Origin of the sequence: Pseudomonas sp. KCJK8993 (assembly GCF_046230915.1) — a bacterium.
GTDB classification, from domain to species: Bacteria; Pseudomonadota; Gammaproteobacteria; order Pseudomonadales; family Pseudomonadaceae; genus Aquipseudomonas; species Aquipseudomonas piscis.
On the sequence record NZ_JBJJLO010000070.1, the window covers coordinates 20,628 to 34,257 of the forward strand.

General features: G+C 67.1%; 14 protein-coding genes. 5 read left to right on the top strand and 9 right to left on the bottom strand.

Annotation, left to right across the window (positions count from 1 at the left end; genetic code table 11):
* The gene (codA, locus tag ACK6AU_RS20550; RefSeq protein WP_409301032.1) at positions 1-1,257 is read left to right on the top strand and encodes a cytosine deaminase; all 1,257 of its coding nucleotides are present in this window, start codon (positions 1-3) and stop codon (positions 1,255-1,257) included.
* A 164-nt stretch (positions 1,258-1,421) separates the two neighbouring features.
* Here codA and ACK6AU_RS20555 read toward each other — a convergent pair whose 3' ends face one another.
* Complete coding sequence (locus ACK6AU_RS20555) at positions 1,422-2,417, bottom strand: diaminopimelate epimerase (RefSeq protein ID WP_409301034.1); 996 nt, start codon at positions 2,415-2,417, stop codon at positions 1,422-1,424.
* 69 nt (positions 2,418-2,486) lie between these two features.
* Positions 2,487-3,485: a cyclase family protein gene (locus ACK6AU_RS20560; protein WP_409301036.1), complete on the bottom strand. Its 999-nt coding sequence runs from the start codon at positions 3,483-3,485 to the stop codon at positions 2,487-2,489.
* Positions 3,486-3,584: 99 nt separating this feature from the next.
* Here ACK6AU_RS20560 and ACK6AU_RS20565 point away from each other — a divergent pair, with 99 nt between their 5' ends.
* On the top strand, positions 3,585-4,475 hold the full coding sequence (locus ACK6AU_RS20565) for a LysR family transcriptional regulator (protein ID WP_409301038.1): 891 nt from the start codon (positions 3,585-3,587) through the stop codon (positions 4,473-4,475).
* 3 nt (positions 4,476-4,478) lie between these two features.
* On the opposite strand, the gene ACK6AU_RS20570 is transcribed toward ACK6AU_RS20565, so the two are convergent.
* Positions 4,479-4,946, bottom strand: a complete 468-nt coding sequence (locus tag ACK6AU_RS20570; RefSeq protein WP_185698910.1) for an Lrp/AsnC family transcriptional regulator — start codon at positions 4,944-4,946, stop codon at positions 4,479-4,481.
* A gap of 552 nt (positions 4,947-5,498) precedes the next feature.
* Between ACK6AU_RS20570 and ACK6AU_RS20575 the strand changes: the two genes are divergently transcribed.
* A complete protein-coding gene (locus ACK6AU_RS20575; protein ID WP_185698909.1) occupies positions 5,499-6,650 on the top strand; it encodes an MFS transporter in 1,152 nt (383 codons plus the stop codon).
* Positions 6,651-6,809: 159 nt separating this feature from the next.
* Here ACK6AU_RS20575 and ACK6AU_RS20580 read toward each other — a convergent pair whose 3' ends face one another.
* From ACK6AU_RS20580 to ACK6AU_RS20600, 5 genes are all read right to left on the bottom strand, one after another.
* Complete coding sequence (locus ACK6AU_RS20580) at positions 6,810-9,254, bottom strand: TonB-dependent siderophore receptor (protein ID WP_409301041.1); 2,445 nt, start codon at positions 9,252-9,254, stop codon at positions 6,810-6,812.
* A gap of 96 nt (positions 9,255-9,350) precedes the next feature.
* The gene (locus tag ACK6AU_RS20585; RefSeq protein WP_185698907.1) at positions 9,351-10,334 is read right to left on the bottom strand and encodes a FecR family protein; all 984 of its coding nucleotides are present in this window, start codon (positions 10,332-10,334) and stop codon (positions 9,351-9,353) included.
* Positions 10,335-10,374: 40 nt separating this feature from the next.
* Complete coding sequence (locus ACK6AU_RS20590) at positions 10,375-10,875, bottom strand: RNA polymerase sigma factor (protein WP_185698906.1); 501 nt, start codon at positions 10,873-10,875, stop codon at positions 10,375-10,377.
* 80 nt (positions 10,876-10,955) lie between these two features.
* On the bottom strand, positions 10,956-11,108 hold the full coding sequence (locus tag ACK6AU_RS20595) for a hypothetical protein (protein WP_022639787.1): 153 nt from the start codon (positions 11,106-11,108) through the stop codon (positions 10,956-10,958).
* Positions 11,099-12,004: a DMT family transporter gene (locus tag ACK6AU_RS20600; protein ID WP_185698905.1), complete on the bottom strand. Its 906-nt coding sequence runs from the start codon at positions 12,002-12,004 to the stop codon at positions 11,099-11,101. The genes ACK6AU_RS20595 and ACK6AU_RS20600 overlap by 10 nt, the downstream gene beginning before the upstream one ends.
* Before the next feature lie 154 nt (positions 12,005-12,158).
* On the opposite strand from ACK6AU_RS20600, the gene ACK6AU_RS20605 reads away from it, so the two are divergent.
* Together ACK6AU_RS20605 and ACK6AU_RS20610 are read left to right on the top strand one after the other, a co-directional pair.
* The gene (locus ACK6AU_RS20605; RefSeq protein ID WP_185698904.1) at positions 12,159-12,734 is read left to right on the top strand and encodes a helix-turn-helix domain-containing protein; all 576 of its coding nucleotides are present in this window, start codon (positions 12,159-12,161) and stop codon (positions 12,732-12,734) included.
* 87 nt (positions 12,735-12,821) lie between these two features.
* Positions 12,822-13,268 carry a hypothetical protein gene (locus tag ACK6AU_RS20610; RefSeq protein ID WP_185698903.1) on the top strand — a complete coding sequence of 149 codons (447 nt, stop codon included), beginning with the start codon at positions 12,822-12,824 and terminating at the stop codon, positions 13,266-13,268.
* A 9-nt stretch (positions 13,269-13,277) separates the two neighbouring features.
* Here the strand turns inward: ACK6AU_RS20610 and ACK6AU_RS20615 are convergent.
* Positions 13,278-13,630, bottom strand: a 353-nt coding sequence (locus tag ACK6AU_RS20615) for a hypothetical protein (RefSeq protein ID WP_409301044.1), incomplete at its 5' end; no start/stop codon positions are given.

Consider the following 13,630-nt stretch of genomic DNA (forward strand, 5'->3'; position numbering starts at 1 on the left):
ATGCTGATCACCAACGCCCGCCTGCGCCACCGTGAAGGCCTGCACCAACTGCACCTGGAACACGGGCGCATCGCCCGCATCCTGCCCCAGGAACAGCAGCCCCCGGTGCCGGCCCATGGCCAGGAGCACCTGGATGCCGGCGGCAACCTGGTGGTACCGCCGTTCGTCGAGCCACATATCCACCTGGACGCCACCCTCACCGCCGGCGAACCACGCTGGAACATGAGCGGCACGCTGTTCGAGGGCATCGAGTGCTGGGGTGAGCGCAAGGCCAGCATCACCGCCGAAGACACCCGCACCCGGGCCCACAAGACCCTGCGCGCCCTGGCCGCCCATGGCATCCAGCAGGTGCGTACCCATGTCGATGTCACCGACCCCGACCTGACCGCGCTCAAGGCCATGCTCGAGGTGCGCGAACAGGCCCGGCACCTGGTGGACTTGCAGATCGTCGCCTTTCCCCAAGAGGGGATCGAGTCGTTTCGCAATGGCCGCCAACTGATGGAGGAAGCGATTGGCCTGGGGGCCGACGTGGTGGGCGGCATCCCGCATTTCGAATACACCCGCGACCAGGGCGTGAGCTCGGTGAAGTTCCTCATGGACCTGGCCGAACGCACCGGTTGCCTGGTGGACGTGCATTGCGACGAGACCGATGACCCGCACTCGCGCTTTCTCGAAGTGCTGGCCGAAGAGGCCCGCAGCCGCGACATGGGCTCGCGGGTCACCGCCAGCCACACCACGGCCATGGGATCCTACGACAACGCCTACTGCGCCAAGCTGTTCCGCCTGCTGGGGCACTCCGGGATCAGCTTCGTCTCCTGTCCGACCGAAAGCATCCACCTGCAGGGCCGCTTCGATACCTTTCCCAAGCGCCGCGGGGTCACCCGGGTCAAGGAACTGCTGGAGGCGGGCATGAACGTCTGCTTCGGCCAGGATTCCATCGTCGACCCCTGGTATCCCCTGGGCAACGGCAACATCCTGCGGGTGCTGGAAGCCGGTTTGCACATCTGCCACATGCTCGGCTACAGCAACCTGCAAGGCGCCCTGGACCTGGTCACCGACAACAGCGCCAAGGCCCTGGCCCTGGGCGATGGCTACGGCCTGGAGGAAGGACGCCCGGCGAACCTGCTGATCCTGTCCGCCGACAGCGACTACGAAATGCTCCGCAGCCAGGGCCTGCCGCTGTATTCGATCCGCCACGGCAAGGTGCTGATGCAACGCCAGATGGCCCAGGTGCAGTTGCTGGACACCCCGCTGTAGCCCCAGGGCCGCGGCGCAGCCTCGCTTCCTGTAGCCGCTGCCGCAGGCTGCGCACGGCTCGGCACGAGCCGCAAGGCCGGCATCCATGGCCCGCCTGATGCACCGCGTCGCCCGTCTTCACGGCCGCTGCGCGCCCGTGCGCAGCCTCGCCAGCTCGGCAACGGCTACAGGGGCATGCGTTGGGCGGTGCCGAACAGGCTCACGCGGCGCAGCACTCCGTCGTGCTCTTCCAGGCGCAGCGGCGCGGTGCCGCCCGGCATCACCACCTGGACCTCGCCGGCCTTGACCCAACCCACCCGCCAGGCGGCGCAGGCCACCGCACTGGCACTGGTGCCGGAGGACGCCGTCGGCCCCTCGCCCCGCTCGAACACCCGGGCCACGATGCGTTGCCCCGATTCGCGCGCCGCCCATTGCAGGTTGACCCCGGCCGGGCACGGCTCGCCACTGCCCACCGGCAAGGCGAAGGCGGTGGCGGTCAGGCCCTCGGCCAGGGGCGGTTCCAACATCTGCCGGTTGTCCGGCAAGGCGCCGGCCTCATCCACCAGGGTCACGCAATGGGGATTGCCGACCCGCACGAACTGGCTGTATTCCCATTGCGGGTTCAAGGCCCGCAACGGGCCGACCTGGCTCAGTTGCCGTCCATTGAACGTCACTGCCTCGACCCCCAGGGCCGCCACCGCCTCGGGACCGAACGCCGGTTGCCCGAGATCCAGCCAGAAGCCCTGCACACCCGCCACCTGGGCCGGCTCCACGGCCGTGGTCACTGGCGAGAGGCCGGCGCCCTGGTCGTGATGGACCTGCAACAGGGTCTGCCCCGGGCCCTGCAGCAACCCTTGCTCGGTCAGCGCTTGGGAGAAGATCGTCAGGCCGTTGCCGCTGCGCTCGGCCAGGGTGCCGTCGGTGTTGACGATCAGCAGGTCGAACGGCGCCGCCTCCTGGAACGGCCCCACCAGCAGGCCATCGCTGCGATGGGCCTTGGCTCCGGCCGGGCGGCTGCCCGGCGTCCAATCGCACAAGGCGGCAATGGCCTGCTCGGCCCATAGCCGCCGATCCCGCGCCGCCTGGGCCGCAGTGCCCGGCAGGGCCACCCCCAGGCGCCGCAATGCCGCTGGCGAGACCACGCCATAGATATTGCCCCGTGCATCGTAGAACGCCGCCATCGCCCCATCTCCGGAAAAAAACCAGCCGCTGACATTACGGCCAATGCCACGGCTGTACCAGAGGGGCGATCAGCGAATCGGCAGGGCCATCGGCCGGATCGGCGCCGCATCGGCACCCCGCAACTTGAGCGAGGCACCGATGAAGGCGAACTGGTAGACCTTGTCCCGGGCCAGGCCCTCGAGATTCACCAACTCCATGATCGGCGCGCCCTGCATCGCCAGCAGGTAGGTGTGCAGCGGCAGATAGTTGCCCTCGACCTCGGACGGGAAGGTCTCGAAGCTCAGGTTGTCGGCCCCCACCACCATGGCACCGCCCTCTTCCACCAGGAACTTGGCGGCATCCAGGCTCAGGCCCGGCGGGTTGGCCATGTACACCTGGGCGTTCTCGTAGTCACGCATGCGCCCGGTGCGGATCAACACCACATCGCCCTTCTCCAGGGCCACCTTCTGCCTGGCCAGGGCCTGCTTGAGATCGGCGCGGGTCACCCGGTAGCTGTCGGCCAGCTGGTCCAGGCCCTTGGCCGCGGCGACGTCGATCATCACCCCACGGGCAATGATCGGTGGCAGCTTCTCGGCCCCGGTGACGTTCCAGCCCCGGTCGCCCAGGTGCTGGTCGGCGCGGAAGCCGTTCCAGATCTTGCCGTTGAGCCCAAAGTGGTTGAGGGCGTCGATGTGGGTGCCCATGTGGGCGTACATCGACACCGCCGAACCGCTGTAGCTGACGTGCTGGTTCATCGGCTCGCCGACCTGCATCGGGTCGGCGATCACATTGCCGTGGGGGGTGTGGGTCATCCACATCTGGTACGGCGGATCGCCGGCGGCCTGCCAGCTGGGCATGCCGACGAAGTAATCCACCGCCAGGTCGTAGGCCTGCTCGCCGCTGACCCGGGACATGATTGCCGCCCGCGATGCGGGGGTGATCAGGTTCAGGCGGCCGATCTCGTCCTTCGGCCCCCAGGGGCTGATGCCCACGTCTGGCTGCTGCGTGGTGGCGGCGCTGCAAGCGGCGCTGACGAGCGACAGGGCCAGGACCCCGGGGAGGATTTTCGACATTGCGCGGATACCCATGACAACACTCCTTTGAAGTAGAAGTGGCCATGGTATTGGACGCTCATTCGGAGATAATCATCCGATTGGTGAATAGATATTCAACCCAGGGGAAACAATATGGATGTACTGATGGCCATGCGCACCTTTCGCCGGGTGGTGGAGCGCGCCAGTTTCAGCCTCGCCGCCGCCGACCTCGGGCAGTCCACCGCCGCGGTGAGCAAGCAGGTCCGGCAGTTGGAGGAGCGCCTGGGCAGCTTGTTGATTTTGCGTACCACCCGGCGCATGAGCCTGTCGGAAGCCGGACAGAGCTACTTCACCGAGTGCTGCCACCTGCTGGACGAACTGGACGCCCTGGAACGCGCCACCCAGGCCGGGTCGAGCGAGCCCGGCGGGCGCCTGCGGGTCAACGCGCCGCTGTCGTTCGGGCTCAAGGTGCTGTCGCCGATCCTGGTGGCCTTCATGCAGCGCTATCCGCAACTGCAAGTGGACCTGACCCTCAACGACCAGGTGCTGGATGTGGTGGGCGAGGGTTTCGACGTGTCGCTGCGGATCCGCCGCCAACTGGAAGACTCATCGCTGATCGCCCGCCACCTGGGCCAGGTCGAGCAGGTGATCTGCGCCGCGCCGGCCTACCTCCAGGCCCAGGGCACGCCGGTGGGCATCGCCGACCTGCACTCGCATCGCTGGCTGGCCTATCGCCTGGCCGAGCACCCCGGGCGCTGGCAACTGGAAGGTCCTGAAGGCCACACCCGGCTGGAGCTGCCGGTGCACTTCGCGGTGGACAACAGCTTGATGCTGGCCGACATGCTGGTGGCCGGCCTGGGCATCGGCGCCCTGCCCGGCTTCGTCGCCCAACCGCTGCTCGACAGCGGCCAGTTGCAGCGGCTGTTGCCGGAACAAAGCCTGCCCAGCCGGCATATCTACGCCCTGTATCCGAGCCAGCGGCACCTGTCGCAGAAGGTCCGGGTATTCGTCGACTTCCTGGTCCAGGCCCTGCAGCAAGGCTGAACCTCAGGCGGTGGGGACTTGCAGCCCGACCTTGACCCGGTTCATCGCCACCAGGGTCTTGAAGCGCTTGACGTTGGCGTTGTCGAAGAACAGCTCGCGGGCCAGCTGGTTGTACTGGGCCATGCTGCGCACGCAGAAGATCAGCACGAAGTCGCACTCGCCGGCCACGTAGTAGCACTGCTGGACCTGGGGGCAGGCCTGGAAGCTGCGCCTGAGCGCATCGAGCTGGTCGCCCCGCTCACTCTCGACTTCCACCTCGACGATGATGCTCAGCTCATGGCCCAGGGCATCGGGAGCGACCACCGCGGTATAGCGTTCGATCACCCCTTCCTCGGCCAGGCGCTTGAGGCGCCGGTTGACCGCCGCGGTCGAGAGGTTGACCCGTAACCCCAGTTCACTCTGCGCGGTGCTGGCATCGCGCTGCAGCTCGGCGAGCAGCTTGAGGTCGTAGGCATCGAGGCTGGTGGTCATGGGGGGACTCCGGATACGGCAGGCGGCAGTGAAAGGATATGGCGCGACGGCTCGCGATTATGCGTAACCAACACCCGGCCCGCGCAAGTTATTCCGGCCCCGCGAGCTGATTCGATGACAGCCTCAAGCACTGCCGGCGCCTGCCCTGCACCCGGAGCAAGGGGGGCCCGGGCAGCACGGCACCTGTTCGACATCCATGGGCTGGTCGACCGCGACGCTCATCGCGGGCAGGACGTGCAGGGTGATTTCTGCAACCTTGGCTCGCCGGATTTGTCACAATCCCCGACTCGGCCGCATGGGATGCCCTGCGCTACCTGGCGGCCGGCAGCGAACGGATCGGCCACAGGTGACAGCGTCATCCGCCGCCATGGGCCGTTCAGGCAACGACCTCACGGGCCGGCCCTGGCTGTCCGTTCGCCCATGCTCCCGATCCATATTGAAGACGCCACCGACACCGCCCCCCACCCACTCCGGGTCGAGGAAACGGCACGACCGGCCTCCCGGCGCCAGCGGCGGTTACCGCCACTCGATGCCCGGCCAGCAAGGATTCTTATGACTGCCAGCAACACCCACTTCCAGGCCACTCCCGGCCGCCTCGAACAGATGTCCACCCGCGTGGCCTATTTCATCGCCGGGTTCGGCATCGCCGCCTGGGCTCCCCTGGTGCCCTACGCCAAGAGCCGGGCCGGACTCGACGAAGGCACCCTGGGCCTGTTGCTGTTGTGCCTGGGCGTGGGCTCGATCCTGGCGATGCCCATCGCCGGCGCCCTGGCCGCGCGCCATGGCTGCCGGCGGGTGATGGCCGCCGGCACCTTGCTGATCTGTATGGCCCTGCCCTTGCTGGCGATCCTGGCGTCGGCGCCGTCGCTGATGTTCGCCCTGTTCATGTTCGGCGCCGGGCTCGGCACCGTGGACTCCACGGTCAACCTGCAAGCGGTGATCGTCGAGCGAGCCAGCGGCAAGACCATGATGTCGGGGTTCCACGGCATGTTCAGCCTCGGCGGGATCGTCGGCGCCGCCGGCGTCAGCGCCCTGCTGGGCCTGGGCCTGTCGCCCCTGGGGGCGACCCTGGTAGCGGTGGCGCTGATGCTGCTGGCCCTGGCCAGGTCCGCGCCGCACATGCTGCCCTACGGCAGCCAGAGTTCGGGACCGGCCTTTGCCGTGCCCCACGGCGTGGTGCTGTTCATCGGGTGCCTGTGCTTCGTGGTGTTCCTGGCCGAAGGCGCGGTGCTGGACTGGAGCGCGGTGTTCCTCACCGCCGAGCGCGGCCTGGACACCGCCTACGCCGGCCTGGGTTATGCCGCCTTCGCCCTGACCATGACCGTCGGGCGCCTGACCGGCGACGCCATCGTCCATCGCCTGGGCGCCCGGCGGGTGATCGTCAGCGGTGGCGCCACCGCGGCGGCCGGCTTGCTGCTGGCCACCCTGGCCCCGGCCTGGGAAGCGGCGCTGCTGGGGTATGCCCTGGTGGGCGCGGGGTGCTCGAACATAGTGCCGGTGCTGTACACCGCGGTGGGCAAGCAGCAGGTCATGCCCGAGGCCATCGCCGTCCCGGCCATCACCACCCTGGGTTATGCCGGCATCCTCGCGGGGCCGGCGGTGATCGGCTTCATCGCCCATGGCAGCAGCCTGAGCGCGGCCTTCGGCCTGATCGCCGCGGCGCTCCTGGCAGTGGCCGCCAGCGGCAGGGTGCTCAAGGTCTGAGCACCCCGGCCAGGTAGCCGCTGTTGAGCCTGCGAAGCTGCGCACGGGGGCGCAGCACCCGGCGTGCCAGGCCCGACGCGCCGACAACACCAGCGTCTGCTGCGCAGCCGTACGCAGCCTGCGGCAGCGGCTACACAAAGCCAGCAGCGGCGGTACGTCTCAAAAACCGACGCTGGCCTGGACGAAGAAGGTCCGTGGCGCGCCCACGTAGATCCCCGAGTTGTTGTCGCTGGAGCGGGTGTAGTACTGGCGGTCGAAGACGTTCTTCACCCCGGCGCCCAGCTTGAGGTTCGACAGCTGCGGGCCGAAGTCATAGCCACCACGGATGTTCCACAGCACATAACCGGGCATGTCGCCGTACTGGCCGTCGGCGCTGCCCTCAGTGATGTAGTGGCCGGTGAAGCTGCCGTTGCTCTTCACCCCGGTGCCCGGCGAGCGCTGCCCGGACTGGGCGAAGGCATCGATGTTGTAGGTCCAGTGGTCGATGTCGTAGCGCAGCCCGAGGGTGGCCACCTGGCGCGAATAGAACGGCAGGTCGCGGCCCTTGAAACCGGGGATCTGGCCTTCGTAGCTGGCCCGGGTATAGGTGAGGCCGGCGTTGGCGGTCAGGCCGTCCAGGCGCGGGTCCAGGGCAGCGAGATCGTAGTGCATGGAGGTTTCCAGGCCCTGGTGCTTGGTGGCGCCGAGGTTGGTCCAGCCCACGTCGTTGCTGATGTATTGCAGTTCATCGTCGAAGTCGATGTAGAACAGCGTCACCTCGCCACCCCAGGCATCGTCGTTGTAGCGCGTGCCGATTTCGTAGGTCTTGGCCTTCTCCGGACTCAGGCCATTGGCGGTCTGGTCGCCCTTGCCACCCTGGCCCAGCTGGAAGTACTGCAGGCTGCCGAAGGAGGTCTCGTAGTTGGCGAACAGCTTCCAGGCATCGGACAGGTGGTACATCAGGCTCAGGGCCGGCAACGCCTCGTTGCTGTCGATGCTGCGGCGCTTCTCCTGGACCCGCGCGCCATCGGTGCCCGGCACCGGCCGGTCATGCCAGCGGGTGCTGATGTCCTCGAAGCGGATACCCGGGGTGATGGTCCAGTTGCCGACGTCGATCTTGTCGTCGATGTAGTAGGCATGGGCCTCGGTGCCGCCGGTGCGATCCTGGTAGACGTGGCCATCGGAATCCTTGGTCAGCACCGGCTGGTTGTTCACCAGGGCCACGCGACTGGCCTGCTCATGCATGCCTTCCTTCAGGTAGCGATAACCCACACTCACCTCCTGGGTGGTGGGCCCGAGGTCGAACACCTGGGACACCCGGGGCTCGATGCCGAAGGTGTAGTAGGTGCGCGGGTAGGACACCAGGGTCTTCTGGTCGCGGGCGGCGATGTTGCTGCCCCGGAAGCTGTCGGAGTAGTAGGTCAGCACCTCGAACTGGGTACGGTCGTCCACCTGGCGCAAGTACTTGAACGACACATCCTTGCGCCGGCCACTGAAATTGTCCCAGTCCCGGTCGGAGTCGTAGGGGTGGGCGTCGTACTGCTTCTGGGTCAGGCCGCCGGGCATGTCGGCGGTGGCATCGTAGTAATGCAGGTTCAGCGAGAAATCGTCCTGGTCGGTGGGCGCCCAGTGGGTCTTGAGGATCACGTCGTCGATGTCGTTGCCGTTGTTGCGCTCGCGATAACCGTTGCCATTGACCCCGGAATACAGCAGCGCCACCCCCAGGCCGTTGTCGGCAGTGCCGCCGAGGAACGCCGTGTCGATATGCTTCCAACCACCGCGCCGCGAGGTTTCCAGGGTGGTGCCGATTTCCCCGGTGGCTTTCTCCGGAATGGCCCGGGTCACGAAGTTGATCACCCCGCCGACGTTCTGCGGCCCGTAGCGCACCGAACCGGCGCCGCGCACCACATCGATGCTGTCCAGGTTGCCCGAGGAAATCGGCGCCATGGACAACTGCGGCTGGCCGTAGGGGGCGAAGGCCGCCGGCACACCGTCGATCAGCACCGTGGAGCGCGGCGACAGGCGCGAGGTCAGGCCACGCACGCCGACGTTGAGGGCGATATCGCTGCCACCAGTACCGTTGGCGTCCTGCACCTGCACCCCCGGCACCCGGCGCAACACATCGCCGACGTTCATCGCGCCCTGCTCGACCATGGCCTCGCGGCGGATCACCGTGCGTGCCCCCGGATGGTTCCGGACTTTCTCGGCATCGGCATCGGCCAGCCAATCGCCCACCACGCTGATGCTGGTGGAGTCCAGTTGCAGGCTACCGGCGGCGGCAGCCGGGGCCGGGCTCAAGGTCACCGAGCTGCCGTCGATCCGGTACTGCAGGCCGCTACCCTGGAGCAACTGGCCCAGGGCCTGCTCCGGGGAGAGGTGGCCCTCCACCGCCGGGGCCTGCTTGCCGGCCACCAGCTCGGGGCTGAAGAACAGTTGCAGCGAAGTCTGCAAACCCAGCTGGCCCAGGGCCTGGCCCAAGGGCTGGGATTGGATGTGGATGGCATTGGTGCCCTGTGCGGCCTGGGCCTGGGGCCATGCGGCCGACACCGCCAGGGCCAGCGCCAGAGGCAGCCAGCGGCGGGTGGGCAAGGGTGATACGGCAGGAAGAACGGTTATTTTCGTCACGTCGGCGGCTGTCCCGTGGATCGCACCAGGGTGCGTCTGTTAATGCAAACCAGTTGCGTTGGACAAGAAGACGACGAACTGAAAAAAAACCTGAATCTAACGGGAAAAAATTTCCTGGCTGCCGTCGGCCCGGGTGCGTACCGCCACCGGCAGGATGCTCGGCAAGGCTTTGAGCAGGGCGTCGGTGTCATCGGACTTGAATACGCTGGTCAGGCGCAATTCACCCAGCGCCGGGCTGGCCAGGTGCAACGGCTGCTGGCGGTAGCGCGCGACCTCGGCCAGCACATCGGCCAGCCGGGCGTTGTCGAACACCAGCTTGCCGTGGCGCCAGGCCGTCGAATTCTCGGGATTCACCGCGTAGGCCGTGGCCACCCGGCCCTGGGCGTCGACATGGGTCCCAAGGCCCGGGGTCAGGGTGATGAAGTCATCGACGCCAGCCTGCCGGCCCTGGACCTTGACTCGCCCCTGGGCCACCACGACCCGAGTCTGTTGCGGATCGCGGCGCACGTCGAAACGGGTCCCGGTCACCGTGACCTTGCCCGGGCCGGCATTCACCACGAAGGGTCGGGCGCTGTCGTGCTCGACGCTGAACAGGGCCTCGCCCTCCTCCAGCTCCACCAGGCGCTGGTCCTGGGCATAACGGACCTCAAGCCGGCTGCGGCTGTTGAGTTCGACCTGCGAACCGTCGGGCAAGGCCACCAGGCGCCGCTCGCCCAGGGCGGTGGCGAAGCTGGCGCTATAGGACGTCGTCGGGCCCAGGCCGCTGAACGTACCCAGGGCCACCGCCACGGCCAGCACCGCAGCGGCCGCGGCGACGCGCCACCACGGGCGCCGCCTGCCGGTTGCCGCAGGCTCGGCGCACAGGGCCTGCAAGCGCGCCACCGGCACCAGCTCGGCAGCGGCCCACAACGACTGCAGCACTTGCCACTCATGGCGGTGTTGCGGGTGCTCGACCAACCAGTGGTTAAAATCCGCCTGTTGTTCCTGGCTCAGCCCGGGCTCTTGCAGGCGCACGAACCACTGCGCCGCCTCATCGCGAACCCTGGCCTGTCCACAGGCACAAGCGCGGCTGTCCATCATGCGGATTCCTGTTTGGCAGAGGGTGAAGAAGCCTTGGGATTCATGGCAGCGGCCCATCCAGGCGCTCGCGCAGGTGCCGCAGGGTGCGGATCATATACTTTTCCACCATGTTTTTTGACAGCCCCAGGCGCTCGGCGATCTCGGCCTGGGTCAGGCCCTCGATCTTCTGCCAGACGAACACCTTGCGGCAGTTCACCGGCAATTCGCCCAAGGCCCGTTCGACCGACGCGGCCAATTGCAACGCCTGCATGAAATGTTCGGGATCGCCGCTGGGCGACACGCCAAGCTGGGCCTGGTGTTCTTCCAGGCCGGCGCGCCGGTCTTCACGGCGAAAGGCATCCACGGCGATATTGCGCGCGGTCTGGTGCAGGTAGGCCCGCGGCTGTTGCACGCTGGCGGCGTCGGATTCCAGCACCCGGACGAAGGTGTCGTGGGCCAGGTCCTCGGCCTGCTGGCGATTGCGCAAGCGCCGGGTCCAGGTGCCGATCAACTCTTCGTAATGCTCGAAAAAGCCTGGTCTGCGGGGCGGCTTGGCTGTCATCGCGATGCGCTGGAAAGATGGGGCGGGAATAGTAATGCTTCGCATTAATGCCGGCAATGGACGTGCCGACCGCTCGCCTCCTAGCGGCTATAGAACCTTGGTGGTTCGACGAACAGGTGGGTCTGCCCGGCCACCAGCCAATCCCCCAGGCACGGTTGCAGGTGGGCCAGGCAATGCAGCAACTGCCACGCCTGGGCATAGGGAAAGTCCAGCAGGCGCAGGCTCAGTCCCATGTCGCCCTACCCTGGCGGATGCTGCGCAGGCGCAGGTTCCAACCGAGATTGAGCCCGGCAGCGGCCAGCAGGATGGCCGCGCCGCCCAGGACCTGCAGCCAACCCAGTCGGTGGCCGAAAACCAGCCAGTCCACCAGCACCGCCACCAGCGGATAGATGAACGACAAGGCCCCCACCAGCACCGTGGACAGCCGCTGGATGGCGCCATAGAGCAAGGTCGACATCAAGCCGGTGTGGATCACGCCGATGGTCACCAGGTAGAACCAGGCCTCGCCGGCGGGCGCTGGCAGCGAAACCAGCGCGAAGGGCGCGCTGAGCAGTATGCCGAGCAGCATCTGCAGCAGCACGATCAACGGCGCCGGGACTTCGCGCAGATGCTTGGTGGTGGCCGCGGCGATGGCATAGAAGAAGGCCGCGCCCAGGGCCAGCAGGACACCAAGCAGGTAGTCGCCGCCGACCATCCCCGAGGCAGGCCGGGCATAGACGATGGACAGCATCCCGGCGAAGGCCAGGGCCAGCCAGCCGAGCTTGCCCGGCGTCAGGCGCTCGCCGAACAGCAATGCCCCCAAGGCCACCAGCATGAACGGCTGGGTGTTGTAGACCACGGTGGCCACCGCGATCGACGCCTGGCTGTAGGCGCTGAACAACAACACCCAGTTGAGCATCAGCGCGCAGCCGCCCAGGGCGATCAGCGCCACTTGGCGCCCGCTCAGGCGCAAGCCACGCAACAGGCCCAGGCCGGCGCAAGCCAGCAGCATCGCCAGCGCCCCGAATACACAGCGCCAGAACACCACCACCCAGGGCGCCTGCCCCGAGCCCACCACCAGCCAGCCCACGGTGCCGGAAATGGCCATGGCCGCGAGCATTTCCAGGGTTCCGCGAGTCTTGGTCTGCATCCTGTGCTTCCTATTTGCTGGCGCCCGGGGGCGACCCGGTATGAGAAACTCCGGGACACGACGAGCGATATTCACTAAAACGAACGATAGATCGACATAATGAACAGAACGATTTATGCCCGTCAAGCACTTCAAGGATGATTTAATAGACGTTATGAACGATAAAACGAACGAAATGCACGAACTGTCCCCCATCGGCCTGCTGGCCCATGCCATCAAGCGCGAACGCCTGAACGCTGGATTGTCCGTCTCGGAGCTGGCCAAGCGGGCCGGGGTGGCGAAATCCACCCTGTCGCAACTGGAAGGCGGGGTGGGCAATCCCGGCATCGAGACACTGTGGGCTTTGGCCATGGCCATGGGCTTGCATGTCACCAAGTTCCTGGAGCAGCCCGCCCCGCAGTTGAAGGTGATCCGCGCGCACGAAGGCATGACCGTGCACGCCGAAGATGCACCCTATGCCGCCACGCTGCTGGACAACTGCCCGCCCGGGGCGCAGCGCAACCTGTACCGGGTGCTCGCCCAGCCCGGTCGGCCCCGACACTCCCGGGCCCACCCACCGGGTACGGTGGAGCATGTGCTGCTGTGCCGCGGCCGAGCCCTGGCCGGCCCGCTGGACCAGCCGCTGAGCCTGGAGCCCGGCGACTACATCAAGTACAGCGCCAGCAGCGCCCATCTGTTCGAGGCCCTGGAACCGGACACCCTGGCCCTGGTCGTGATGGAACATCCCTGATCAGCGCAGTGCCCTCGGACGGCACAGGTATTTATCTGTGCCGTCGAGTCTGGAATCATCCCCCTCTCCCCACAGGATCGAAGCCCGATGCCACTTCTACCGCGCCTGACCACCACGCTGCTCGGGGTGCTGCTGGGCAGCCTGGCCGCCCACGCCGCCCAGGCTCCCGAACCGCATATCTACTACAGCCTGGTGCCCGGGCATTACCTGTTCATCGGCAAGGAGCCCGACGGTGGCCCGACTTACTCCGGCACGGCGGTGATCCGCTTCGAGAACCAGGCCCTGACCCTGGTCAAGACCCTCAATGGCCAGACCACCACGGCCATCGGCAAGGTGGAGCGGGCCGTGATGGGCGAAGCCGAAGTGTTGCGCTTCAGCTGGCCGGGGCACAGTTCCACCTGCCTGGTGCGCGGCGACCTGGACAACTACTCGCGCCTGACCTGCTATTGGATCAAGGCCGGGATCGAGCACCTGGAACCGGGCCTGGAAGCCTACTTCCCCACGGAAACCTGGCCCGGCCACCAGCACGAGTGATGGCCGCCCCTACCAGTTGTGCTGGTTGTTACGTGACGGGGTGAGCAGGCGCTGGGCCAGGTGCGCCGCCGCCAATGGCGAGGCGCTGTGCAACAGCGGATACCCCCAGAACTTCTCGTAATTGCCGGCAAAGGCCTCGACCCCGGCCTGGGCCTCGGGCTCCGGGGCGACCACGATCATCGCCTTGATCCATCGCCGCAGCGCCGCCCTGTGGCGTTTCATCCACAACGATCCCTGCTTGAGCAAGGCCAGGCTCTGTTCGCTGGCGCGCTCTTGCGGATCGGGCATGCCCTCGCTCAACAGGACGAAGGCGTGGCCGCGCTCCATGAGTTGCTCGAGTTGCTGGAAGGGGTCGGTTTCAA

Coding starts and splice junctions, on each gene's coding strand:
- codA (WP_409301032.1), top strand. CDS start 1: ATGCTGATCACCAACGCCCGCCTGCGCCACCGTGAAGGCCTGCACCAA.
- ACK6AU_RS20555 (WP_409301034.1), bottom strand. CDS start 2,417: ATGGCGGCGTTCTACGATGCACGGGGCAATATCTATGGCGTGGTCTCG.
- ACK6AU_RS20560 (WP_409301036.1), bottom strand. CDS start 3,485: ATGGGTATCCGCGCAATGTCGAAAATCCTCCCCGGGGTCCTGGCCCTG.
- ACK6AU_RS20565 (WP_409301038.1), top strand. CDS start 3,585: ATGGATGTACTGATGGCCATGCGCACCTTTCGCCGGGTGGTGGAGCGC.
- ACK6AU_RS20570 (WP_185698910.1), bottom strand. CDS start 4,946: ATGACCACCAGCCTCGATGCCTACGACCTCAAGCTGCTCGCCGAGCTG.
- ACK6AU_RS20575 (WP_185698909.1), top strand. CDS start 5,499: ATGACTGCCAGCAACACCCACTTCCAGGCCACTCCCGGCCGCCTCGAA.
- ACK6AU_RS20585 (WP_185698907.1), bottom strand. CDS start 10,334: ATGATGGACAGCCGCGCTTGTGCCTGTGGACAGGCCAGGGTTCGCGAT.
- ACK6AU_RS20590 (WP_185698906.1), bottom strand. CDS start 10,875: ATGACAGCCAAGCCGCCCCGCAGACCAGGCTTTTTCGAGCATTACGAA.
- ACK6AU_RS20595 (WP_022639787.1), bottom strand. CDS start 11,108: ATGGGACTGAGCCTGCGCCTGCTGGACTTTCCCTATGCCCAGGCGTGG.
- ACK6AU_RS20600 (WP_185698905.1), bottom strand. CDS start 12,004: ATGCAGACCAAGACTCGCGGAACCCTGGAAATGCTCGCGGCCATGGCC.
- ACK6AU_RS20605 (WP_185698904.1), top strand. CDS start 12,159: ATGAACGATAAAACGAACGAAATGCACGAACTGTCCCCCATCGGCCTG.
- ACK6AU_RS20610 (WP_185698903.1), top strand. CDS start 12,822: ATGCCACTTCTACCGCGCCTGACCACCACGCTGCTCGGGGTGCTGCTG.